The following is a 20,827-nucleotide window of genomic DNA, read 5'->3' as shown; positions in this document are numbered from 1 at the left end:
TCGGCCTGGCTGCGCGGCTGACGTCGGCCGCCGCCGGCCGGGAGGCGCGGGGCCGGTCAGGCAGGGACGTCGTCGCCGGCCGCGGAGCGGCGCTGCTCGACCTCGGCCTCGAGCTTCGCCAGGCGGGCGAGTCGCTCGTAGTGCTCGGCCTCGCGGTCGAGGTCGGCGAGCTGTTGCTCGGTGCTGCGGACGCGGTGGTCGAGCGTGCGGGCCGCAGCCTCGTGGTACCGGCTCTGGTCGCGGGGCCCGATCTGCTCGACGCGGCTGCCGTACTCGCGGCCCGCGGCGAACCAGACGATGCTGCCGATCAGCGGCAGGAACAGCACGATCATGATCCACAGGCCCTTGGGCAGGTGTCGCACGTCGCCTTCAGGACGCGTGACGATGTCGACGAGCGCCCCCACGATCAGCAGGAGGGGCAGGGCAGCCAGCACGAAGGTCACGGCCCGAGGGTAGGGGGTGCCGCCTGCCCGGCGGAAGCCCCGCGAGGAGGGGTGACCGCGCCCCCGCCTGTGCCGCGTTCTGGGTGTGACGGGCCCTCCGGACGGTCGGTAGCGTCACCCGCATCACGGCGAGCGACCCCGGTCAGGAGGTGCGGTGCCGGTCGACCACGAAGGGTGCAGCTCCTGAAAATTCGCCTCCACCCCTGGTCAGCGGGCGGCTCTGATCGTAAGGTGGGTCGGTCCGCCCCATCGAGGAGAACCGTGAGTCGACGCGCCGTCCGTCCCAGGAAGCGCTCATGACCGACCCCTCGAACACCCGCGAGACCGTGGTGCCGGCCGAGCCGACCTCGCCCGTCGAGCAGACGCCCGGTGCCGCCGTGCCGCTGACCCGCCGCGAGGCCCGCGCCCTCGAGCGCGCCGCTGCCGCCGCTGCCGACGCTGGTTCTGCCTTTGCCCCGTCGTCCGCTGCGCCCGTCTCCGCCCCGTCGTCCGCTGCGCCTCCGACTGCTCCGGTCGCTGCCGCCGCTCCTGCTGCGCCCGTCTCCGCACCGTCCTCCGCTGCTCCTGCGACCAGCCCGGCGATGAACCCGGTGTCGAACGATGCACCCACGAGCAACCGGGTGCATGGTTCGGAAGTGGGTGCGACGGCCACCGAGGCGGCACCCGCGACCCGTGTCGCGCGCCGCCCGCGCCCCTCCGTGCCGGCCGTGCTCCGTCGGACCCGAGAGGCCGGCCGCCCGAACCCGAGCCCTCGGGCGACCCCCGGCCGTTCGCGGCTTCGGGCCGTCTCGTCGCGCGTCCGTGCGGCGACCTTGCCCGTGCTCGGCGTCTGCGCCGTCATGCTCTTCTTCACGTCGAACCTCACCCCCGCCTCGGCGAGCGACCTGGGTGGGTCGAACATCCCGACCGCCGGTGCCGCGCCGATGCCGACCCAGACCCTCGCGGCGTCGCTCGTGGTGCTGACCGTGTCCGACCGCGACGCCTTCGGGGTGACCGACGCACCGCCGCCGCCGCCGCCTCCGCCACCCGAGCCCGAGCCCGTCGTCACCTCGAAGAACGTCGCGGGGTCGACGAATTCGTACCGCGCCTCCTCGGGGGCCGGCACCATCGTCAACTCGGGCATCGGTGACATCCGCTGGCCGTTCCCGGGCTCGGTCGTCCTCAGCTCGGGCTTCGGTCCCCGTGCGGCTCCGTGTGCGGCGTGCTCGAGCATGCACATGGGCCTCGACATGACGCCCGGCGGCGGCACCCCCATCGGTGCCGCGGCCGCGGGCGTGGTGCGCACGTCTGGCATGCACGGCCAGTTCGGTCAGTACGCCGTGATCGACCACGTGATCGACGGTCAGCGCGTCAGCACCCTGTACGCGCACATGCAGATCGGTTCGAGCCCGCTCGTCGCCGGGCAGACGGTCCAGGTGGGCGAGCTGGTCGGCAAGGTCGGCCGCAGTGGTGTCGCGACCGGCGAGCACCTGCACTTCGAGGTGCTGCTGGGTGGCACGACGCAGGTCGACCCCAAGGCCTGGCTCGAGGCCAACGCCGGCCGCACGCTCTAGCCAACAGCGACGCCTGACCGACCGGAACGCACGGTACCTCCGTCCGTCCAGTTCGTCGACACTGGTCCATCGGAACGGCCCGTCCTTCACGAACTCGCCCGCCCTCGCGTGCGTCGGCGCCCACCCCCGCGCCTCAGGCCCCGCGCTTCACGCAGCGAGCCTCAGGCCGCGCGACGCGCCTCGCGCCAGGCCTGCACCTCGGCGGTGAGTTCGGCCTTGCGGCCGGCGTCGGCGAACGACGCCTCGACCGAGTTCGTCGCCAGCAGGGCGAGCATGTCGTCGTCCAGCCCGAGCACGTCGCGCAGCGCCTCGTAGTTGTCGCCCACGTAGCCGCCGAAGTAGGCGGGGTCGTCGCTGTTGACCGTGACGAGCAGTCCGGCCTCGAGCATGCGGGGCAGCGGGTGCTCGGCCAGGTCGGACACCACCGCGAGCCGCAGGTTCGACAGTGGGCAGACGGTGAGCGGCACCCGGTCGGCGACGAGGCGGGCGACGAGGGCGTCGTCCTCGAGGCTGCGCACCCCGTGGTCGACGCGTTCGACGTGCAGCAGGTCGAGGGCGTCCGTGACGTACGACGGCGGGCCTTCTTCACCGGCGTGGGCGACGACGTGCAGCCCGAGCGCGCGGGCACGGTCGAAGACGCGGGCGAACGCGGCGGGCGGGAACCCCACCTCGGAGGAGTCGAGCCCCACCCCGATCAGGTCGGAGGCGCGGTGCGCGACGGACTCGAGGGTCGCGGCCGCGTCGCCCACCGGCAGGTGCCGCAGGAAGCAGAGGATGAGCCCGCCCGTGATGCCGAACCGCTCGCGCGCCTCGCCGAGCGCCCGGGTCAGCCCGTCGATGACCTCGTCGACGTCGACGTCGCGAGAGGTGTGCGCCTGGGGGTCGAAGAACATCTCGACGTGACGGAGCCCTTGGGCGTGGGCGCGTTCCAGGTAGGCCCAGGCGAGGTCGCGGAAGTCCTGTGCGGTCTGCAGCACGGCCGTGCACGCGTAGTAGAGGTCGAGGAACTCCTGCAGCGAGCCGAAGGAGTACGCCGCGCGCAGCTCGTCGACCGAGGCGAAGGGCAGGTCGACGTCGTTGCGGTCGGCGAGGGCGAAGACGAGCTCGGGTTCGAGCGTGCCCTCGACGTGCAGGTGCAGCTCGGCCGTGGGCGGCGTCGCGAGCACGGTGCCCGAGAGGGGCGAACCCGAGAAATCCGTACCCGAGGAGCTGGTACCCGACAGGGGCGACCGAAGGTGGTCGCTGGTCGTCGGGGTCGTGCCCGTGAGGGGCGTGCCGGGCGCGGGGGCCGCGGTCGTCGGGGAGGTGTCGATCGCCGTCATCGGGCCACCGTAGCGGCAGCGTGCCTCCCGACGAAGCCCCGTGCACGATCGTTCACCGTCCCGTCACCCGGCGACCGTCTGGGGACGAGACGAGGAGGCGCGGGGCAGTTCGTCGAGGACGCCACCCGCGCCTCCTGCCCGGACGTCGAGGAGGCGCCGTGCGCGACGACCGAACACCGCGCCTCCTGCAGGTGGCTATGCCGTGAGCACGACGGCGAGCGTCTCGGGCTGGTCGTGCCCGGTCCACGTGCCGGTGAGGACCTCGACCCCGTGGTCGCCGCTGTGGCCGCCGGTCGAGGCGAGGGCGCCGGCGTCGTGTCGACCGAGGACGCGGGCGACGACGATGCGGACCGCCGCGCCGGTGACGACCGTCCGGCCCTCGACCTGGTCGACGGTGAGGCGGTCGACGTCGGGCACGGGGGTGCCCGGGGTGGCGCTAGCCGACGACGGTCGAGTTCGGTTCGCGGAGCTGTCGCTCGCCGTCGACCTCGAACCAGGCCTCGGCCTGGGTGCCGCCGGTCAGCACGGCCGTCGCGAGGGCCGCGGCCCAGACCGGGTCGGCCGTGCCGTCGTAGACCCACCGCGTGCCGAGAACCGAGTGCTCGGTCGTCCCGACGAGGTGGTCGTCGGCACCGGCCAGGGGAGCGTCGCGATACGTGAGGGGCACCTGCAACTGCACGCCGTCGGGCGTGGCGACGATGATCGTCTCGACGCCGACCTCGCCCGCCGGGTCGTCGAAGCGGAAGGCCGCGACGCTGCGCAGGCCCTCGTCGGCCGTGCCCTCGGACCGGGGTGGGCCCTCGAACCACGGCTGGGTCGGCACCCAGGCGTCGAGCAGGTCGATCTTGGAGGGGCTCATGCCGGCCCGGTGCAGGTGTGCCATGCCGTCGATCGTAGGGCCGACCACCGTCACCGTCGGTCACCGCCACCACCACGCCCCGACACCGCCGGCGGCACGACCCCGACCGCGCCCCGACCGCGCCCCGACCCCTCCGGTAACGCGACACCTGTCGTGCGTTCTCCAGCGGTCGGGCGTAGCCTGCGGCCCATGAAGGCACTCCAGTACACCCAGGTCGGTCAGCACCCCGAAGTCGTCGAGATCGAGAAGCCGTCACCCGGCCCCGGGCAGGTGCTGCTGAAGGTCACGGCGGCCGGTGTCTGCCACTCCGACGAGTACGTCATGAGCCTCGGTGAAGAGGACTACACCGCGCAGGGCTACCCGCTGCCGCTCACGCTCGGGCACGAGGGCGCCGGCATCGTGGCCGAGCTCGGCGAGGGCGTCGAGCACCTGCAGGTCGGTGACGCGGTCGCCGTCTACGGCCCGTGGGGTTGTGGTCGGTGCCACCAGTGCGCCCAGGGCAAGGAGAACTACTGCGTCAACGCCGCCGCCGAGGGCATCAAGCCTCCCGGGCTCGGCGCTCCCGGGTCGATGGCCGAGTACATGATCGTCGACGACCCCCGCCACCTGGTGCCGCTCGGCGACCTCGACCCGGTCGAGAACGTGTCGCTCACCGACGCCGGCCTCACGCCGTACCACGCGATCAAGACCTCGCTGCCGAAGCTCGGCGCCGGCACCTACGCCGTCGTCATCGGCACCGGAGGCCTCGGGCACGTCGGAATCCAGATCCTGCGGGCGCTCTCGGGTGCGCAGATCATCGCGCTCGACGTGAGCGACGAGAAGCTCGAGCTGGCGAAGCACGTCGGTGCGCACCACACGGTGATCAGCGACGAGCACGCCGCGGACGCCATCCGCGAGATCACCGGGGGCCTCGGCGTCCAGGCCGTCTTCGACTTCGTCGGGGCGGGGCCGACGATGGCCACGGCCGTCGCGGTCGCCGCGGCGGACGCCGACGTGACCATCGTCGGCATCGGTGGCGGCACCGTCGAGCTCGGCTTCGGCGCGATCGCCTACGACGTCGCCGTGCGCATCCCCTACTGGGGCAGCCGCAGCGAACTGATCGAGGTCCTCGACCTCGCCCGGGCCGGCCAGGTCGAGGTCGCCACGCAGCGCTACTCGCTCGACGACGGCCCGAAGGCCTACGAGGCCCTCGCCGCCGGCACCGTCCGCGGCCGGGCCGTCATCGTCCCCTGACGCGACCACCCCGAGGAGGCGCGGTGCCGGATTCCGCGCACCGCGCCTCCTGCAGGTCGCAGCGGCCGATCGGCCGCACCTGACCCCGTCGTCGCGACGGGGAACGGGGTCCTGGCGCCGGCGAGCACCGCAGGAGTGAGCGTCGACACGTTGTGGCTGGGAACGCTGTGTGGCGTGATTCCGACGATGCTGTGTGGCCTAGCTCGCCCTGTCGGCGTGGCCGGTCGGGTCAGGGCTTGCCGTGCTCGGCGTGTGCCTGGTCGTGGGCATCGGGGTGGTCACCCATCATGCGGAGCATGGGCCATGAGCCGCTGCGGGTGAAGACGACGAGCAGGAACGCCGCGACGAGCAGGAACACGATGTTGAGCCAGGTGGTGTAGTTCCAGCTGATCGAGGTCGTCACGATGGTGAGGTGCCGGTTCGTGGGGACGAGGTGCAGCGGGGTGAAGAGCAGTTCGACGGCGTAGCCGGCGAGGACCATGGCGCCGTAGAAGATCCCGGTGATGCGGAGGGCTGCTCTCCAGCCGTAGTACTTCCGGTAGATGATGATGATCGGGATGATGATCAGGTCGGCGAAGATGAAGCTGATCACACCGCCGAAGCTGATCCCACCGTTCCAGAGGACCGCTGCGAGGGGGACGTTGCCGACGGAGCAGACGAAGCTCACCATCGCCAGGATCGGCCCGATGAGCGGGTCGATCAGGAACGCGAGCGTCGGGTGTCCATCGAGGAACAGTGCTTGCAGCCACGCCTTCGGGACCCAGGCGTCGAAGGCGCCGGCGATGAGTAGCCCGATGACGATGTCGCGGATGACGGATGCCCAGTCCATGACGAAGTACTGCGACACGCTCGTGAGCCCGGGCCTCGAGAACAGTCGCCGCCAGAAGCCCTGGTCGCCCTGCACGGACATGTCCATGGCTGCATGGCCCTCCATCGCGCCGGCGAGTCCCTTGTCGGCCTGTTCGCGGGCGGCGTCGACGATCTTCCCGCGCATCCAGAGCCGGAACCCGAGGGCGATGAGGATGATCATCAGTGGTCCACCGACGAACTCCGCTGCGGTGAACTGCCAGCCCATGACGAACGCGAGGATCAAGCCGAGCTCGACGACGAGGTTCGTGGAGGCGACCTCGAACGCCATGGCCGACGACAGGCTCGCGCCCTTGCGGAAGAGCGTCCGTGCGAGGGCGACGGCGGCGTAGGAGCAGGACGAGGACAGTGCGCCCAGGCCGGTTGCGACGCTGATCGCTCGGGGGGAGTCGTCGCGCATGAGCTTGGTGATCTGGTCGGTGCGGACGACGGCTTGGATGACGCCGGAGAGAGTGAAGCCGAGGATGAGGGGCCAGAGGATCTCCCACCCCATCGAGCCGGCTGCTACCAGGGCGTCACCGACTGCGTTGATCACGAACACGTACACCTGCTTCTTCACGTCGCGGGCATGTTCTGCAGCGACAGGGTGGTCACAAAGGGGGGAAGAACCGGTCTCGGGCCGAGGCGGACTGCGTTGCCCGCCTCGACCCTCGACTGGTGTCACGTGGACGCGAGCATGTCCTTCATCTGCGTGATCTGCTCGGTCTGGCTCGACACGATCGACTTCGCCATCGCGACCGCGTCGGTGTTCATGCCCTTGTCGACTTCGCTCCTGGCCATGTCGACGGCGCCCTCGTGGTGCTGGACCATCTGCTGCAGGAACAGCTTTCCGGCGTCCCTTGCGGATGCCTGGTCGAGGTCGGTCATGTCGGAATCGGACATCATCCCGGACATGGAGTGCCCCGACTCCGTGGGCTCACCCCAGCCCTGCAGCCAGCTGGCGAGCTGAATGATCTCCGGACCCTGCTCGGCCTTGATCTGCTCCGCCAGGGTGGCGACGTCGGGGTCGACACCGTCGCCCTTGGCGAGGAGCGCGTCGCTCATCTCGACGGCCTGCTCGTGGTGCGGCAGCATCATCTGCGCGAACATCACGTCCTGGTCGTCGTGCGCCGACGCGGCCGAGCTCGACGAGGCGGACGAGCCCGCGTCGGAGCTGCTGTCGTTCGTGGAGCAGCTCGCGAGGGTCAGGCCGAGGGTGAGCGAGGCGGCGATCGCGAGGGTGCGCGTGGTCGTGGTGGTGTGCATGGAAGGTCCATTCCCGTGGATGCGTCAGCTGGTCCGGGCAGGCGGATGCCTCCCGGTTCTGGGCATGCGGGAGCCGCCCTGCGGCGGTGTGGTCCCGCAGGGGGCGGATCAGATGCGGATGATCTGCAGTGCCGTCAGTGACGGTGGTTTCGGTGCTGCGATGTGGCGCGGCAGCCGGTCAGCCAGCGCAAGCAGTCGCGACAGCAGCGCGATGACACCGCCGGTCCGTGCGCGCAGTAGCGCCCATGCGAACAGGGCGATCGTCAGCGCGCACGCCATCCCCATCAGCGAGCACATCAGCGCGCACAGGCCGCTGTCGCAGCCGGCGTCGGTGAGGACCGTCAGCACCGCGGCCGCGGGAGCGGCATGCTCCCCGTGGCGGTTTCCGACGGCATGGACGTGCTCGGTGGTGGCGGCGGGAGCTGCCATCGGGTGCTCGTGGCCGTCGGTGTGGCCGGCCATCGTGTGCATCAGGACCGTGAACCCGACCAGCAGCAGCAACGCCAGCGTCGCCGTGACCTGCAACAGCAGCCGGCGACGCGGGGAGGCGGTGGTGGCGAGCATCGATTCTTCGATCAGGACGAGGGGTGGGGGATCGTCGGGCTGCAGCGGAAGCACGTTCCGTTGCGAGGTCGACCGAATCGAACTGTACCCCCTGGGGGTATGCGCTGTCTCGGGCGGCCAGCCGATCGATCAGCACAGGGTAGGCATCGCGCGACCGTGCCGTGCCAGAGGGACATTCACTAGCCGATCCCAAGAACGACGGATGTGTGACAGCGGTGCCCTTGGTACAGGGTCGTCACCCGCGTCTGCCACCCGTTTCGCCGGGAGTGAGGACGGCTGCCTGCGACCGCCGATCTTTTTCGGCCTTTTTCGGCCGCGGATGAACTCCTGGATGAGCTGCGTCGTGTTCGTAGTAAGCGGGCTACCTGGGCCGGCGTACCAGCAGGAGGAAATATGCACAAGCGAATGACCATCACGCTCACGACGGCCGTCTTGGCCGCGGCCGCTCTCTCCGGGTGCGCCACATCTGCCGAATCATCCACGACGACCGACTCCACCGAGCCGGCCCCCGCCGAGACCACCGCGGCAGCGGCAGTCCTCGGCACCGCAACGTCTCCCTTGGGCGAAATCATCACCGACGACGCCGGGTACACGATCTACACGTTCAAGATGGACGAGCAGGACTCGGGCACCAGCAACTGCTACGACGAATGCGCCATGACCTGGCCGGCAGTCGAAGCCTCCGACACGTCCTCCCCAGACGGCATCACGGGCAAGATCGGTTCCCTCACCCGCACGGACGGGACAACCCAGCTGACCGTCGACGGCTGGCCGGTGTACCGGTTCGCGAAGGACACCGAACCGGGACAGGTCAACGGACAGGGCGTGAAGGATGCCTGGTACGTCCTCCAGCCGGACGGCACGATCAACATGGAAGCAGGCACTGAGGGCTCAGCAACCCCAGCGTCCTGATCGCGCGCGTGCCTGCCGGACAGAACTCTCCGGGTTGCAGGCCCTCGCAGCTCCACGACCCCACCCGAGCAAAGGAGCCACAAGGCAGTGCTCATCGACATGAAAGCAGAGACAGTGGGTGCGAATGCGTCGACTCCTTCCGCTCAGACGGTGAACCCATGTCCTGGCCATGTCGATGGCATGAGGTTCGACCGCTGGTGCGCATCGGCGTTTCCCGTTGCGCTCGCTACAGGCACGATGAAAGGCGGTCCTGGATCAGGCACTGGCCGGACTTCACCGGCGCGAGGCGGTGAAGGTCATGACCCGAGCCAGTGACGAGCTCTTGTCGGCATTGTTCGAGTGCCACGGCGGGGCGCTTCGCCGTTACACACACAGCCTCACTCGGAACGCGGCGCTGACCGAGGACATCGTTCAGGAGACGATGCTGAGAGCATGGCAGCGTCCCAAGGTGCTGGAGCTCGACAAGGATGCTGCTCAAGCGTGGCTGTTCACCGTCGCTCGGCGCCTCGTCATCGACGACGCACGATCTGCCCGGAGTCGACGAGAAGTGGCAGCCCCTGGCGAGGGAGAAGGCGCTGCTCTCGATCGCACTGATGCGGTCCTGGACAGCATCATGGTTGCGGACGCGCTGGCGTCGCTCTCCGACCAGCACCGTCAAGTCGTCGTTTGTGCGTACTTCGCTGGTCAGAGCATTCCTGAAATTTCGAGACGGCTTGGCATCCCAGAAGGAACCGCGAAATCGCGGCTCCACTACGGGTTGCGCGGGCTGAGGCTAGCCCTCCAAGAAAGGGGCGTCACACGATGACTGAGCATCCCGATCTCCAAGCTCACGAGGACCGTTACCAGGACTGGGACGCGTCCTACGTCCTCGGAGCGCTCCCCACCGATGAACGTCGCGAATACGAGCAGCACCTCAGTACCTGCGCCAACTGCCGTGAAGCGGTGACGGAACTTGCGGGTCTCCCAGGCATCCTGAGCCAGATCTCGCCGGAAGAGGCCCTTGCCATCCATTCACCTCTGGGTTCGGACGACACTCCGGCGCCATCAGAAACGTTGTCGCTGATGGCCCACCGCGTCCGCAAGAGTCAACGCCGCCGCCGAGGAGTCATGGCTCTCGCAGTTGCCGCTGCTGTTGCTGCCGCCGTCTTCGGGGGGCTCGCCGTAGGCGCAAGAAACGACGTCGGCCCAGCGACGGCCCAGATGACGTTCCAGCCAATGGACCCCGGAACCGACTCCACCACCCTTACTGCGGGTCTGCAGATCGAGGAGAAATCTTGGGGCACGAGGCTCGATTGGAACTGCGACTACGGCGCGGACGCGCCAGACAACTCCGGATACGAGCTCGTGGTCACACAAACGGACAACACCACGCTCACCGTCGCGACGTGGGACGCAGCCGGCTCGCGTGCCGCAGATCTGTCTGCGTCGACAGCCATTCCCAGCCTGAAGATCGCGAGTGTAGAAATCCGCTTGAAGGGATCCACGGTCGCGTTGGCTCGGCTAGACACCTGAGTACCTCGCGAACGAGACGCCCGTTAGACGGTCGTCATCCGGTCGCGTAGAAAGTCAAGGGCGCAGCTACGGCAGCCGTGAAGTATGGATACTCTCTGGCCGAAACGGCCGGAGCAATCATTTCGGAGGGATAAGCCCGTGTATGCAGCTGGTGCAAATGGTTGGTGGCCCATCGCCGTCGCCATCGTCACGATTGTCTTCATCGCCGTGTTGGTCATCCAGCATCGCAAGAAGAAGTAGCTAGACAGGAAAGGTCGGGCCTAGCTTCGGCTAGGCCCGCTTTACAGTTCCGTCAATCCACGAGTCGATGCGTCGCGCGACTTCGTGCCCTCTGCCCGCAGGGCGACGAGACGTTGGCTGCAAAAAGCTCAGCATGAGGGCCAGCACGGGTGTGGAGTGTCCGAAGCCCAGCTCATCCGTCCACTCGAGATATGCGTGCTCTCGCAACAACCTGACGTGCTCCCGATTGATGCGAGTCGTTCGGAACAGGCCACGGATGACAGCTTCGTCGTCAGAAAGAGTGAGGGATAAACGCAGGAGGCGAACAAGTAAGACGATGCACGCGCCTGCCAGAACACCGAACGCGATTTGCCCGGGAAGCCCAGAAATGAAGATGGTCGTGCCCCCGAAAACAACGACCATCCCAGCCGCCAGAAGACCGTAAAACGCTCTTGCCGCTGGGTCTAGGGAGATGATCTCGGGTGCCGGCACGTCCCCAACTATGCGGTACGGCCGCGACTGGCAGACCGACAATGCGCCACATGCGTCGGAATACCCGCACCTCGAATGTGCACCGGGGTCTCTACGTTTCGATTTCAGTGTCCGATAGACGGTCGTTCATCGGGACACCTTCTAGAGCTGTCCAGGGCCGGTTGAGGTCAAGTGGCGCCTGGCCTGCGGATTCGCGTATGCCTGTCCCGCAAAAATGCCCGGTGACGGGGGTCTGAACGCTACAGTCGTCGAATGCTCATCGGATACGCCCGCGTCTCGACCTCGGGGCAGGATCTCGCAGCACAACGTGACGGTCTTGCAGTACTTGGCGTTGACGAGCAACACGTCCATGTTGACCACGGCCTCTCGGGCACGACTCGAGCGCGGCCCGGACTCCGCGAAGCTTTAGCTGCGTGCCGTGCCGGCGACGTCCTGGTCGTCACCAAGCTCGACCGCCTCGCCCGCTCACTGCGCGACGCGACAGCCATCGCGGACGAGCTGACCAAGAAGGGCGTCGCGCTGAACCTCGGGGGAGCGGTCTACGACCCCACCGACCCTGTTGGCCGGCTCCTGTTCAACGTCCTCGGCATGGTGGCCGAGTTCGAAGCCGACCTGATCCGTGCCCGCACCCGCGAGGGCATGGCGATCGCCAAGGCCGCCGGCAAGCTCCGCGGCCGCAAGCCCAAGCTCACCCCCTCGCAGGAGAAGCACCTCGTGCAGCTCCACCGCACCGGCGCCCACGCGACGAGCGAGATCGCTGAGCTCTTCGGCGTGGCCCGCTCGACTGTCTATCGTGCGGTTCAACGAGGGGAGCAGCCCTGATGTGGTTCCTCAAGCCGGGCAAGGCGAGAACGAGACCGTTGGTCGCGGAAGACGACGCTGTTGTCGACCATGGCGGATTTGTGGAATCTGAGGTGACCGATCGGGACGTGATCGCGATCCTGCTGCTCGTCGCGCTCACACGAGACGCCGATGAATGGTGCGGCCCTGAGCTTGCCGTCGCTTGGCTGATGGCGAGCCATGACAGCTTGAACATTCGCCTTCTCGCTGGAGAGTCCAAGAGCCTGCCTCCCAGCGAGAACCTTCGATACCTCCTCGCGATCGGGACCGATCTAGGGTTGGCCACCGACGATGACGAGGGGGGCCGGCGTGCTCTGGTTGTCGAGAGTCTGCGCTTGATCGCTGGCCGCAACAACAGGCTTCTGCAGCTTTCGGAAGCCTTGCGAGGATTCAGTTCCAGATTCAGGGATGACACGTGGGTGCCTGGGGTCGAGGCCTTGCTGATCATGAGCCGTGTCGACGAGCTACCACCAGAAGAGAGGGCGGATCTCATGGCCACCGAGGCCGCCGACTTGCTCGCCGTGCCCGGGCCCTTGCATGAGTAGCGCCAGAAGACCGGGCAGGCGCAGAGGACAGAAGCGCGAGATGGGCATGTCGCAGTAACCGATCCGGCTACGCGACCCCTGGCGCTGGGCAGGGCGCTCAGTAGTCGATGTCGGTAGAAAGGGCCCATGGACTCTGTTGCCCAGCCACCCGTAGGCACGCCGTGGCATCAGGCGACCTTCGGTGCTTCCTTCGTCAGGTTTTGGCGAGGCTACGCCATCTTCCGAGGTAAGGCAGCTCGGGCCGAGTTCTGGTTCTGGGCATTGTGGTGGTTCCTCATCAGCCTCGTCGCCAACATCGCCTTCGGGGCAGGTGTGCTGACGTTGCTCACGGACCCGTCAGGCCTAGCCGCACCGCCGCTCCAGGTCGAGCAAGCCCTCGAAGCCTTCAACCCGTTTCCAGTGTGGGGCTACCTCCTCTCTATCCTGCCGCTCGGAGCACAGATCGCCTTGGGCATCTTCACCGTCTTAGCGCTCGCGTCACTCATGCCCTGGATCGCGATCAGCGTTCGACGCCTGCACGACACCGGCAGATCGGGGTGGTGGGTACTCCTGGCTGCCGTGCCGCTAGGCAACGCCGTGCTCGCGGTCCTTCTCGCCCTGCCTTCAGTCGATAGGGCACAGGCGGTGCGATGAGTCGCCCGTCGTCCCAATAGACGGCCGCTCCCCGGGCACTTCCTCACGGCGCATTACGGGCGGGCGACTCCTCGCGGAACTCTTTGATCTCGCCGTCGGCGTCATCGCGACGGAACGTGCTGACGAGCGTGATGGGCCCCACGAGATTCGCGTTGAGTTCGTCGAGGCGTTCCGCCGGGATCCAGTACTCAAGGATGCTTCGCCCACCCACCTGCTGGACATCGAAGCCCTCGAGGAAGCTTCGACGCACCGAGAACCGAGTGACATGGCCAACGCCCGAGGCCCTCACATTCCAGTCTCGGGCGATGCGCGCAGCGTAGTCCACGTTCAACACCGGGTAGAAGATTGGCTGATCCGGCAGTCTCGGGGGCCACAGCGACCAGCCACTCGCCTCGACGAGCTCGAGTTCCTCCGGGCCCGTGGGCCGCCAGAGCACGACGCTGCTGTCAGCCTCCGTCCGTGTGGTCATGAGAACAGGATGCTGGATGGAACGCTCATTTCCTATCTGTCTATCCGTCGACGTGGGCGAGCGCCGACCAGGCTCCTCCACGGCGCCCGATAGGGGATCGGCTAGCGGACCGCCTCGTCGCCTGGAGAGCCCAAGGTCGTAGCGGTGTTCGCGGTCGCGTCACCTGTCCTCCCTCGATCTGCACGGGCCTGCCGACGCTCTCTCGCCTCAGCATCCTGGCGCTTCTGGGTAGGACTGGTTCTGGCAGTCCCGAGGATGGCCATCCCGAGCAGGGCCAGCACGATGATGAGGGCCACTGGGGCGATGACGATCGAGAGCACGGCGCCTCCGAGAAGTAAGTGATGTCTGAAGTTAGCGAACTTCGACAGCGTGGTCGAGGCGGAAGGGCGGGGCCCGATAGGGGATCGACTACGGGGACGAGGACCCGGCTGGAGATCACCGAAGTCGGCGAACCAGATTCACAACGAGCAGGACCGCGTCAGCCGCCATTCCTGCCGAGCGCCGATCACCGTTCCTGCGGTGCTTCGTAGCCTGCGCGAGCTCGATTGCCGCGCGGACGACTTTGCGCAGCTCGGCGTTCTCGGACCCAGGTAGCTCGACCTCGACCACGCGGCCAAGGCGGGACTTTGTGTTGGGCACCGGCGGTTCATCGGTGCCAGGTTCGCCGTGGCGGGTGTGCTCGTATGAGGCCGAAGAGAGCGCCTCGAGTGCGGCCACGGCGTCGTTCCCAACGTTTGAATAGTCCTGCTCTGTTCGAGCAGCCTGGAAGTGTCGCCGCATCTCGTTCAGCTCCTCGTCCACGCGTTGCCAGCCGGTGGCCTTCCGCGGCGAGATGGGATCGGCCAGCGCACCGGCAAGCGAATCTGTCTCACGAGCGTCGAGCATCTCGTGGAGCGTGTCGAATTTGTCGTGGAGCATGTCGCGTCTGGCCTGCCAGCTGCCGTGACCGTCATTTGCCCGCCAGTACTTGCGGAACGTCTCGTAGTCCCGGAACGGCGGATCGAAGGTGTCAATGCCAAGGCGCTCGAGGACCGCCTTTAGCGCACGGAGAAGTAGGCGCGAATCGTCATTGCTCAGCGGCGACCCATGGGTGCCATAGGCCTCGTACTCGTCGTGTACGAATCGAGCTAACGGCACCACGATCTCGATGTCTCCGTGCGCCGGGTTCGGGCCGTCCAACAGTCCCTCGAGGAGATCCACATCTATCGCGGACTGTTGCGTCACCTCCGAGCCCCAGGCGTTAGACACCACCTCCTCACCTGGACGATAAAAATCCCATGTACGCATGCGCTCACCCTAGCCAGCGTTATTTGCCGGCCGGCTGGCCGCTCCGAGCGACTTTCTGAGCGTGTTCAAGCCTCAGGGCTCGTCCGAAAGGGGATCCTCTACCGAGGAACCACCTCGATCTCTGCGTCGGGTGTCGGCGGGACGGACAGCGCCCAGGCGTTCATCGACTCAAGCACGGGCCGGAGCCCCTGCCCCGTCGGGGTGAGCTCGTAGACGACGCGCGGCGGGATCTCGGAGTACGCCGTCCTGGTGACGAGGCCCGACGTCTCGAACTTCCGGAGGCGGTTGGTGAGGGTGTGCGCGCTGATGCCGGGCAGCGCCTCCTTTAGCTCGGTGAAACGAGCCGGGCCCTCGAGGAGCTCTCGCACGATGAGCGTTGCCCAGGGGCCGTCGAGCAGTGTCAGGAACTTCGCGATGCCGCACTCGGGCCAGATCTCCCCACAGAAAGCCATGAACATGGACAGTACGCCATTGGTGCAGTTGACGTAACTGGTGCACCAGATGCATTGATAGCTTCATGACCTATCTCATCCACGGCGCTACTGGCGCCCAGGGCTCCCCCGTCGTCGCATCCCTTCTCGCTTCCGGCGCCGCCGTCACCGCGGCGGTCCGCGACCCGTCCGCCTATGAGGGAGGCGGCGCGCCCGTCGCCGTCGACCTGATGTCGGTAGCGTCCCTCGCGGCGGCCTACGCGGGCGTCGACGGCGTCTTCGTGCACCTTCCGGTCGGCGACGCCGCCCAGCAGCTCGCGCATGCCCGGACGGTCGTCGCAGCCGTCGAGCAGGCACGGCCGGCCCGAGTGGTCGTCTCGACCAGCGGGTACCCGACGGAGGGCGACGGTGCGGCTGAGAGTCCCGTCGGCGTCCTCACTGCCGGTCTGCGGGCGACCGGGGTCTCCGTCGCCGTCGCGGCCCCGCGCCTCTTCCTCGAGAACCTGCTGCTGCCGCCGGTCGCCGCGGGCGTGGAGCAGGAGGGCGTCCTCCGCTACCCGATCCGTGACGACTACGCCGTGTCGTGGAGCTCGCACCTCGACGTGGCCGACGTCGTCGCGCGACTGCTGCAGGACGGCTCCGTGACCGGTGTCGTCGGGGTCGGTGCGCTGCCCGGCCTCGTGGGCTCCGACCTCGCGGCTGGCTTCGCCGCAGCCTCGGGCACGAGCGTGCGGTTCGAGGCGCAGGACGTCGACGACTTCGGCCGCGTCATCGAGCCCCTCTTCGGCTCAGCCGGAGCGGACCCTGTCGTGGCCTCGTACCGGTGGCGGGCCACCCTGCCCTCCGAGCTCATCGACCCTGCCACGAGCGCACAGCAGCAGCTCGGGCTGAGCCCGCGCACGGTCGAGCAGTGGCTCAAGGACCTCCGGGCCTGACCCGTTCGCTGTACGACAGCAAGGGCTGCTCCCCGACCAAGGCGATCTTCAGTTGGGGAGCGGTTCTGATCTGGCCAGGGCCCGCTCGTGGTGTTCGTCGGCGCTAGTCACAAACGATCGTTTCTGCATGCCCGATAGGGGATCGCCTGCCGGGCTATGCGCCGATGAGGTGAGCTAAAAGCAGGTGGAACGAGGCCGGGCACGCGAGGCCAGGCGAGGTGGTAGAGCAAGATGAGTGCCATGGCACCCGCAGATCTTCTCCTAGTGATCGGGCTTGTGTGCGTCGTCGTCGCCGTTGGGATGAACGTAGTCACGGCCGCTCGCTTCAGTGGTGGCAAGGCGGTGTCGAAAGAGCGTCGCCTCCGCCTCGCTGTGCTTACGGTCTCTATTGCTGTTGTGGGGCTGGTTTGCATGGTCGCTTGGTTCGCGCAGTCTTGATTGCCTTGACAAGCGGGCACGGGCCGTCGCATGCCCGATAGACGATCGACATCTAGGACGAACCGTGGGGTCCTCAACCGCCGTGACGCAGGCTAAGTCCGTCGAAGCCCTCGGAGCCAAGACACCACGGCAGCGAGGTCGCCCCAGGCCCAGAGCAAAAGGACAAGGAATGCGATCGACAGCACTGCGAACACCGGTGGAAGGACGTAACCCACCCATTCGGACTGGCCATCGTTGACTGTTTCGTTGGGGCCGAGGTAGGCGGTGGGCTGGGCGTAGGCATAGGCGTGTCCGTCCGGCCCGGTGGAACCTGTCAAGACGACGTCGTCAAGCGTTACGTGCGCGTCAGCGGAAATCCACCGGCCGATGATGACGTCACCGCCACGGCGGCCGGCCAATTCCCGTCTCTCCTCCGTGAACGTGCCCCAGATCTTGGGCTCACCTCGATCATGCGCGGCGAATGCGGAGATGACGATGAAGAACGCCGCCAAGGCAATGCAAGAGACATACGCGGCCAGTTGACCCCAGCGCTGTAGTCGGAAGAAGAAGGGTCCACGTGGTCGGGCGGGGCGCAGTGGAGGCACCAGGTCAGCGTGCCATACCGCGATGCACGTACCGGCTTCGAGCATCGGTCAACCCCAGGAGGGACCGTCTGCTTCACGTTGCGTTGCTCCACGGAGCCAGCCCACGAAGCAGTGCCCGATAGGGGATCCGGCTACGGACGATCCTCTGCGTCTTTGATGCCGGCTGCAACGGCACGTCGAATCACCCAGTAGAGCGCGTAAAGAATCGCGCTTGTGATTACAACGAAAAGGGCGGCGCTAGACAACGCGTCCATGCCCCAACCGTACGAGGTGTCGTGGGCCGTAGTTCGGGAGTCGATCTCACGAGCTGTGCCGATAGAGGATCGTTGTGCGCACGGCGCTGATGCTCGATAGAGCGGTGCCCGTAGGCTCACGTCATGGTTTCAGCGATGAAGCAGACGACAGTCGACGACGGGGTGACGATCGCCTACACGGTCTTCGACGGCGTCGAGCCAGCAGTCGTCCTCCTTCACGGGCTCGCAGGGAGCAGCCGCGAGTTCGTCCGCACCGCAGAGGGTCTGGCCGGGCGGCGGGTCATCCTCATCGATCAGCGAGGCCATGGACACAGCACGACCAAGCCGGCAGACACCTCTCGCGAGGCGTACGTGTTCGATGTCGTGACTGTCATCAGCAAGGAAACGTCGGGGCCGGTGGACTCTCGCCGGCCAGTCGATGGGAGCTCACACGGCGATGCTCGTCGCCGCGGCGCGCCCGGACCTCATCCGGCGGCTCGTCCTGCTCGAAGGGAACCAGGGTGGTGGAACGACTGATGAGCACCGAGCCCTTGGCGACTTCTTCCGTTCATGGGCAGTCCCCTTCACTGATCGCGCAGAAGCCGCGGCGGCTCTCGGTGATGGGCCCCTCGAGCGTGCATGGGTCGAGGACCTCGAAGAACGGGCGGATGGCTTGTATCCCCGCTTCGACGCCGACGTCATGCAGGCCACGATCGAAGCCGTCGGTGAGTCGCGCTGGGCCGAGTGGGAGAGTGTCACCGTGCCAGCCCTCGTGCTATACGCGGACGGCGGCATGTTCTCGGAGGAGCAAAAAACGGAGTTCGTGCGTCGGGGCCACGCGGTTCGACGCGTCGATCTCACGGCCGCATCTCACGACGCGCACCTCGACGCCTTCGATCAATGGCTCGATGCGCTCCGCAGCGTCGTCACTGGCTGAGCACAGTCGCCCCAAGCGCCACGGCGTCCCGATAGGGGATCGTCTATCGGGCACCGTTTGTAACCTCGCTCTAGCGATCTCCGTTACCGATCTGCCGCATCGCCATGCGTTAGCCAGTGACTGATGTCGATGGGCTGAGTTGGTGGCAGGTCAATGTCGTTAGGCCGGATCTGGTGCTCCGTGAGCCTGCCCTTCTGCAAGCTGTTCCGTCATCCAAGGAGAGCGATTGGCTGCCAGCTCTACGGTTAAGCCATGAGGACGCGACGAACTTTCATGGCGCTGGGTGCGGTCACCGGTGTTACGGGCGCTCTCGTCTTGACTCTTTTCTTGTTGCAGCCCTGGCGGTCCTGCTCCTACGACGACCGTCCGTCGGCCTGCGCCATGCTCCCTGCCGACGCATCCGTTCTCATGGTTTCGGCGATTACCACCCTTGCGGGCGTGACAGTTCTGGTGATGGCATGGCTGAGCGCTCAAGAACCGCGGTCGATGCCCGCCAGTCGGCGAGTCACAGTGTTTGGAGCCGTTCCGCTGTGCTTTGTGGTGGCCGTGGCCGGAGTCCTCTACTTCGTCTGATGCGGCGACCCTCCCAAGCTGCTCGTCACACTTTCACTCCTGCCGACATGACCTCCAATAGACGATCTATCTTCGGTGACCGAGTGTTGCTGGGCCACGGCCTGCACTTCGAGGAATTACGAAAGAGGAAAAGTCGATTCACGACGTCACACTTTGGTGCTCACTGGACATTACTTCTGTGACAGCGGAGAGCCCGCGGTCATCGGTTGGATCGGATCACCTTGCCCAAGCACAATGTTGACGAACTCCTCGCTGGGAGCCGCCCGGCGTTTACCACCTCAGTCGCTACGGAGGCGGCACTCGATGCTCTTGTGGCAGAGACTCGCGTTGCCACTGGGAGCCGGCGGCTTCCCCGGCGCCGAAAAGCACTCTGGCTCGTGCCCGGCAGCATTCTTGCCGTCGGAGCACTCAACGGCCGGCGCAGTCGCCGTCGACGGGCTGACACGAATCGAGACCCCGATCCCCGTCGAGTACGTCACCGACACTGGGGTCACAGTCTCGTGCACTGCCACCATCGAAAGCTCGTACTTCTCGCCCAGGTTCACCGAGGTCTCCACTTACTACCGAAATGCCGACTTCACCACGAGCGGTCTCGGTCAGCGCATTTACGAATACGCCCTTGTTCTGGCTGGCGACAAGGCAGGCACCCCCGGCGATCTCCCCCAGTCAGTGCAGTCAACAGCGCAAATCCCGGGAATCGGAGATCAGCAGCCCCTCGAAGACGAATCGGCACTGTCCGTGTCCATGCTCGAGTTCATCGTCATGGATGTATCCGACGAACTCGGCCTGCCCGCCGGCACCGTGAGTGGCTGGGCAGAGATCGATTCGGACTGCGACGGACAACTCCATTGACGGGAACGACGAAGCCTCACCCTCACAGAGAAGTAGGCGCAGATCTCGCTGACTTGTTCCGCAACGAGGCTAGAGGGCTGCTCGGGTTCTTCATACGACGTGACGTACCAGCCGAGGACGCAGCGGATCTCGTCAGTGAAACGTTCCTCGCAGCCTGGCAATCGAGCACGACCCGCACAATCGAACCGGACATGCTTCGTGCCTGGCTGTTTGGCATCGCTCGCAAAAAACTCTCGCAACACCTACGAGGTCGAACCCGGCGGACCGCCTTGAGCGCACGCCTTCGGCTCACTGTGTCTGCCGATGCCCTCGAGCAACATGCCTCAACCGAGAACATGGAAAGAGTCGCCTACGTACGAGCGGCAATTGAGCAGCTTCCGGTGGTAGATCGGGAGATCGTGCGCCTCGTCTACTGGGACGGTTTCACCCAGGAAGAAGTGGCTTTAATCCTTGGAAAGCGGGCCACGTCAGTTCGTGCCCGCCTTTCCCGAGCCCGGAAGGTCCTCCACGATCAACTTGCCGACAAGGGCCCGCGTGACGTGCCCGGCGCATTCCGCGGGCGTGTCATTGGCACCACCGATGCCTGATAGGCGATCGGCCATTAGCTAGGGGTTCGCGAGTCAGCTCAGGGCGGCGATGACGCCTGCTACGAGGATTCCGGTTCCGAGTCCGATCGTGATGGTCATGGCTAAGAAGGGGCGACTTCCCGATCGCACCCCGCCTCGCTTCCTGAGGTTGAACGTGTAGGCGAAGCCTGCCGCGACGATGAGAGCGCCGATTACGGTCATGACGAGCGGAACGGTCTCCATGCTCGAACCGTAGTGCAGCTCTGCGAGCGGTTTGGCTAGT

The 20,827-nt window shown here is 66.7% G+C and carries 25 protein-coding genes; 13 read left to right on the top strand and 12 right to left on the bottom strand.

Annotated elements, in window-relative coordinates:
• Positions 1 to 56: 56 nt before the first annotated feature.
• Positions 57 to 443 (bottom strand): PLD nuclease N-terminal domain-containing protein, encoded by a 387-nt coding sequence (locus tag OVA02_RS00940; RefSeq protein WP_267659024.1) that lies wholly within the window; start codon positions 441 to 443, stop codon positions 57 to 59.
• 296 nt (positions 444 to 739) lie between these two features.
• Here OVA02_RS00940 and OVA02_RS00935 point away from each other — a divergent pair, with 296 nt between their 5' ends.
• Entirely contained in the window at positions 740 to 1,996 is a 1,257-nt protein-coding gene (locus tag OVA02_RS00935; protein WP_267659023.1) for a M23 family metallopeptidase, read from the top strand.
• Between the two features lie 161 nt (positions 1,997 to 2,157).
• Here OVA02_RS00935 and OVA02_RS00930 read toward each other — a convergent pair whose 3' ends face one another.
• From OVA02_RS00930 to OVA02_RS00920, 3 genes are all read right to left on the bottom strand, one after another.
• A complete protein-coding gene (locus OVA02_RS00930) occupies positions 2,158 to 3,318 on the bottom strand; it encodes an adenosine deaminase (protein ID WP_267659022.1) in 1,161 nt (386 codons plus the stop codon).
• A 195-nt stretch (positions 3,319 to 3,513) separates the two neighbouring features.
• Positions 3,514 to 3,735, bottom strand: coding sequence for a hypothetical protein (locus OVA02_RS00925; protein WP_267659021.1), 222 nt, complete (start codon positions 3,733 to 3,735; stop codon positions 3,514 to 3,516).
• A gap of 19 nt (positions 3,736 to 3,754) precedes the next feature.
• Positions 3,755 to 4,201 carry a CG0192-related protein gene (locus tag OVA02_RS00920; protein ID WP_267659020.1) on the bottom strand — a complete coding sequence of 149 codons (447 nt, stop codon included), beginning with the start codon at positions 4,199 to 4,201 and terminating at the stop codon, positions 3,755 to 3,757.
• Between the two features lie 165 nt (positions 4,202 to 4,366).
• Here OVA02_RS00920 and OVA02_RS00915 point away from each other — a divergent pair, with 165 nt between their 5' ends.
• The gene (locus OVA02_RS00915; protein ID WP_192125018.1) at positions 4,367 to 5,410 is read left to right on the top strand and encodes an NAD(P)-dependent alcohol dehydrogenase; all 1,044 of its coding nucleotides are present in this window, start codon (positions 4,367 to 4,369) and stop codon (positions 5,408 to 5,410) included.
• 229 nt (positions 5,411 to 5,639) lie between these two features.
• On the opposite strand, the gene OVA02_RS00910 is transcribed toward OVA02_RS00915, so the two are convergent.
• The 3 genes from OVA02_RS00910 to OVA02_RS00900 all read right to left on the bottom strand — a co-directional run bounded on the left by OVA02_RS00910 (position 5,640) and on the right by OVA02_RS00900 (position 8,140).
• On the bottom strand, positions 5,640 to 6,836 hold the full coding sequence (locus OVA02_RS00910; RefSeq protein ID WP_199736295.1) for a permease: 1,197 nt from the start codon (positions 6,834 to 6,836) through the stop codon (positions 5,640 to 5,642).
• Between the two features lie 101 nt (positions 6,837 to 6,937).
• Positions 6,938 to 7,522 (bottom strand): DUF305 domain-containing protein, encoded by a 585-nt coding sequence (locus OVA02_RS00905; protein WP_267659019.1) that lies wholly within the window; start codon positions 7,520 to 7,522, stop codon positions 6,938 to 6,940.
• A gap of 108 nt (positions 7,523 to 7,630) precedes the next feature.
• A complete protein-coding gene (locus OVA02_RS00900; RefSeq protein ID WP_056044687.1) occupies positions 7,631 to 8,140 on the bottom strand; it encodes a hypothetical protein in 510 nt (169 codons plus the stop codon).
• A 351-nt stretch (positions 8,141 to 8,491) separates the two neighbouring features.
• Between OVA02_RS00900 and OVA02_RS00895 the strand changes: the two genes are divergently transcribed.
• The 6 genes from OVA02_RS00895 (at position 8,492) to OVA02_RS00870 (ending at position 13,239) form a co-directional block, all read left to right on the top strand.
• Entirely contained in the window at positions 8,492 to 8,998 is a 507-nt protein-coding gene (locus tag OVA02_RS00895; RefSeq protein WP_158612881.1) for a hypothetical protein, read from the top strand.
• Positions 8,999 to 9,296: 298 nt separating this feature from the next.
• A complete protein-coding gene (locus OVA02_RS00890; protein WP_082460175.1) occupies positions 9,297 to 9,803 on the top strand; it encodes a sigma-70 family RNA polymerase sigma factor in 507 nt (168 codons plus the stop codon).
• Positions 9,800 to 10,510 carry a zf-HC2 domain-containing protein gene (locus OVA02_RS00885; RefSeq protein WP_123570957.1) on the top strand — a complete coding sequence of 237 codons (711 nt, stop codon included), beginning with the start codon at positions 9,800 to 9,802 and terminating at the stop codon, positions 10,508 to 10,510. The genes OVA02_RS00890 and OVA02_RS00885 overlap by 4 nt, the downstream gene beginning before the upstream one ends.
• 963 nt (positions 10,511 to 11,473) lie before the next feature.
• Positions 11,474 to 12,043 (top strand): recombinase family protein, encoded by a 570-nt coding sequence (locus tag OVA02_RS00880; RefSeq protein WP_267659018.1) that lies wholly within the window; start codon positions 11,474 to 11,476, stop codon positions 12,041 to 12,043.
• A complete protein-coding gene (locus OVA02_RS00875; protein ID WP_056044666.1) occupies positions 12,043 to 12,606 on the top strand; it encodes a hypothetical protein in 564 nt (187 codons plus the stop codon). Before OVA02_RS00880 ends, OVA02_RS00875 begins: the two co-directional genes overlap by 1 nt.
• Before the next feature lie 126 nt (positions 12,607 to 12,732).
• Positions 12,733 to 13,239 (top strand): DUF805 domain-containing protein, encoded by a 507-nt coding sequence (locus tag OVA02_RS00870; RefSeq protein ID WP_056044664.1) that lies wholly within the window; start codon positions 12,733 to 12,735, stop codon positions 13,237 to 13,239.
• 43 nt (positions 13,240 to 13,282) lie between these two features.
• On the opposite strand, the gene OVA02_RS00865 is transcribed toward OVA02_RS00870, so the two are convergent.
• From OVA02_RS00865 to OVA02_RS00855, 3 genes are all read right to left on the bottom strand, one after another.
• Positions 13,283 to 13,708 carry a hypothetical protein gene (locus tag OVA02_RS00865; protein ID WP_056044661.1) on the bottom strand — a complete coding sequence of 142 codons (426 nt, stop codon included), beginning with the start codon at positions 13,706 to 13,708 and terminating at the stop codon, positions 13,283 to 13,285.
• Positions 13,709 to 14,143: 435 nt separating this feature from the next.
• Positions 14,144 to 14,995 (bottom strand): hypothetical protein, encoded by an 852-nt coding sequence (locus OVA02_RS00860; RefSeq protein ID WP_267659017.1) that lies wholly within the window; start codon positions 14,993 to 14,995, stop codon positions 14,144 to 14,146.
• Positions 14,996 to 15,093: 98 nt separating this feature from the next.
• Entirely contained in the window at positions 15,094 to 15,447 is a 354-nt protein-coding gene (locus tag OVA02_RS00855; protein ID WP_043595645.1) for a winged helix-turn-helix transcriptional regulator, read from the bottom strand.
• Between the two features lie 65 nt (positions 15,448 to 15,512).
• On the opposite strand from OVA02_RS00855, the gene OVA02_RS00850 reads away from it, so the two are divergent.
• The gene (locus OVA02_RS00850) at positions 15,513 to 16,361 is read left to right on the top strand and encodes an SDR family oxidoreductase (RefSeq protein WP_192045225.1); all 849 of its coding nucleotides are present in this window, start codon (positions 15,513 to 15,515) and stop codon (positions 16,359 to 16,361) included.
• A 530-nt stretch (positions 16,362 to 16,891) separates the two neighbouring features.
• On the opposite strand, the gene OVA02_RS00845 is transcribed toward OVA02_RS00850, so the two are convergent.
• On the bottom strand, positions 16,892 to 17,428 hold the full coding sequence (locus tag OVA02_RS00845; RefSeq protein WP_267659016.1) for a hypothetical protein: 537 nt from the start codon (positions 17,426 to 17,428) through the stop codon (positions 16,892 to 16,894).
• A gap of 332 nt (positions 17,429 to 17,760) precedes the next feature.
• On the opposite strand from OVA02_RS00845, the gene OVA02_RS00840 reads away from it, so the two are divergent.
• The 4 genes from OVA02_RS00840 to OVA02_RS00825 all read left to right on the top strand — a co-directional run bounded on the left by OVA02_RS00840 (position 17,761) and on the right by OVA02_RS00825 (position 20,565).
• Entirely contained in the window at positions 17,761 to 18,153 is a 393-nt protein-coding gene (locus OVA02_RS00840) for an alpha/beta fold hydrolase (RefSeq protein ID WP_324289759.1), read from the top strand.
• Positions 18,074 to 18,553, top strand: coding sequence for a hypothetical protein (locus OVA02_RS00835; protein WP_267659014.1), 480 nt, complete (start codon positions 18,074 to 18,076; stop codon positions 18,551 to 18,553). Before OVA02_RS00840 ends, OVA02_RS00835 begins: the two co-directional genes overlap by 80 nt.
• 876 nt (positions 18,554 to 19,429) lie before the next feature.
• Entirely contained in the window at positions 19,430 to 19,978 is a 549-nt protein-coding gene (locus tag OVA02_RS00830) for a hypothetical protein (protein WP_267659013.1), read from the top strand.
• Between the two features lie 53 nt (positions 19,979 to 20,031).
• Positions 20,032 to 20,565, top strand: coding sequence for an RNA polymerase sigma factor (locus tag OVA02_RS00825; protein ID WP_162234627.1), 534 nt, complete (start codon positions 20,032 to 20,034; stop codon positions 20,563 to 20,565).
• A 33-nt stretch (positions 20,566 to 20,598) separates the two neighbouring features.
• Here the strand turns inward: OVA02_RS00825 and OVA02_RS00820 are convergent, their stop codons facing one another.
• Positions 20,599 to 20,787 carry a hypothetical protein gene (locus tag OVA02_RS00820; protein WP_056049963.1) on the bottom strand — a complete coding sequence of 63 codons (189 nt, stop codon included), beginning with the start codon at positions 20,785 to 20,787 and terminating at the stop codon, positions 20,599 to 20,601.
• Between the last annotated feature and the right edge of the window lie 40 nt (positions 20,788 to 20,827).

This window comes from Frigoribacterium sp. SL97 (assembly GCF_026625765.1).
Taxonomy (GTDB): Bacteria; Actinomycetota; Actinomycetes; order Actinomycetales; family Microbacteriaceae; genus Frigoribacterium.
The sequence above is the reverse complement of the archived record's forward strand: the minus strand, read 5'-3'. Positions and strand labels throughout refer to the sequence as shown.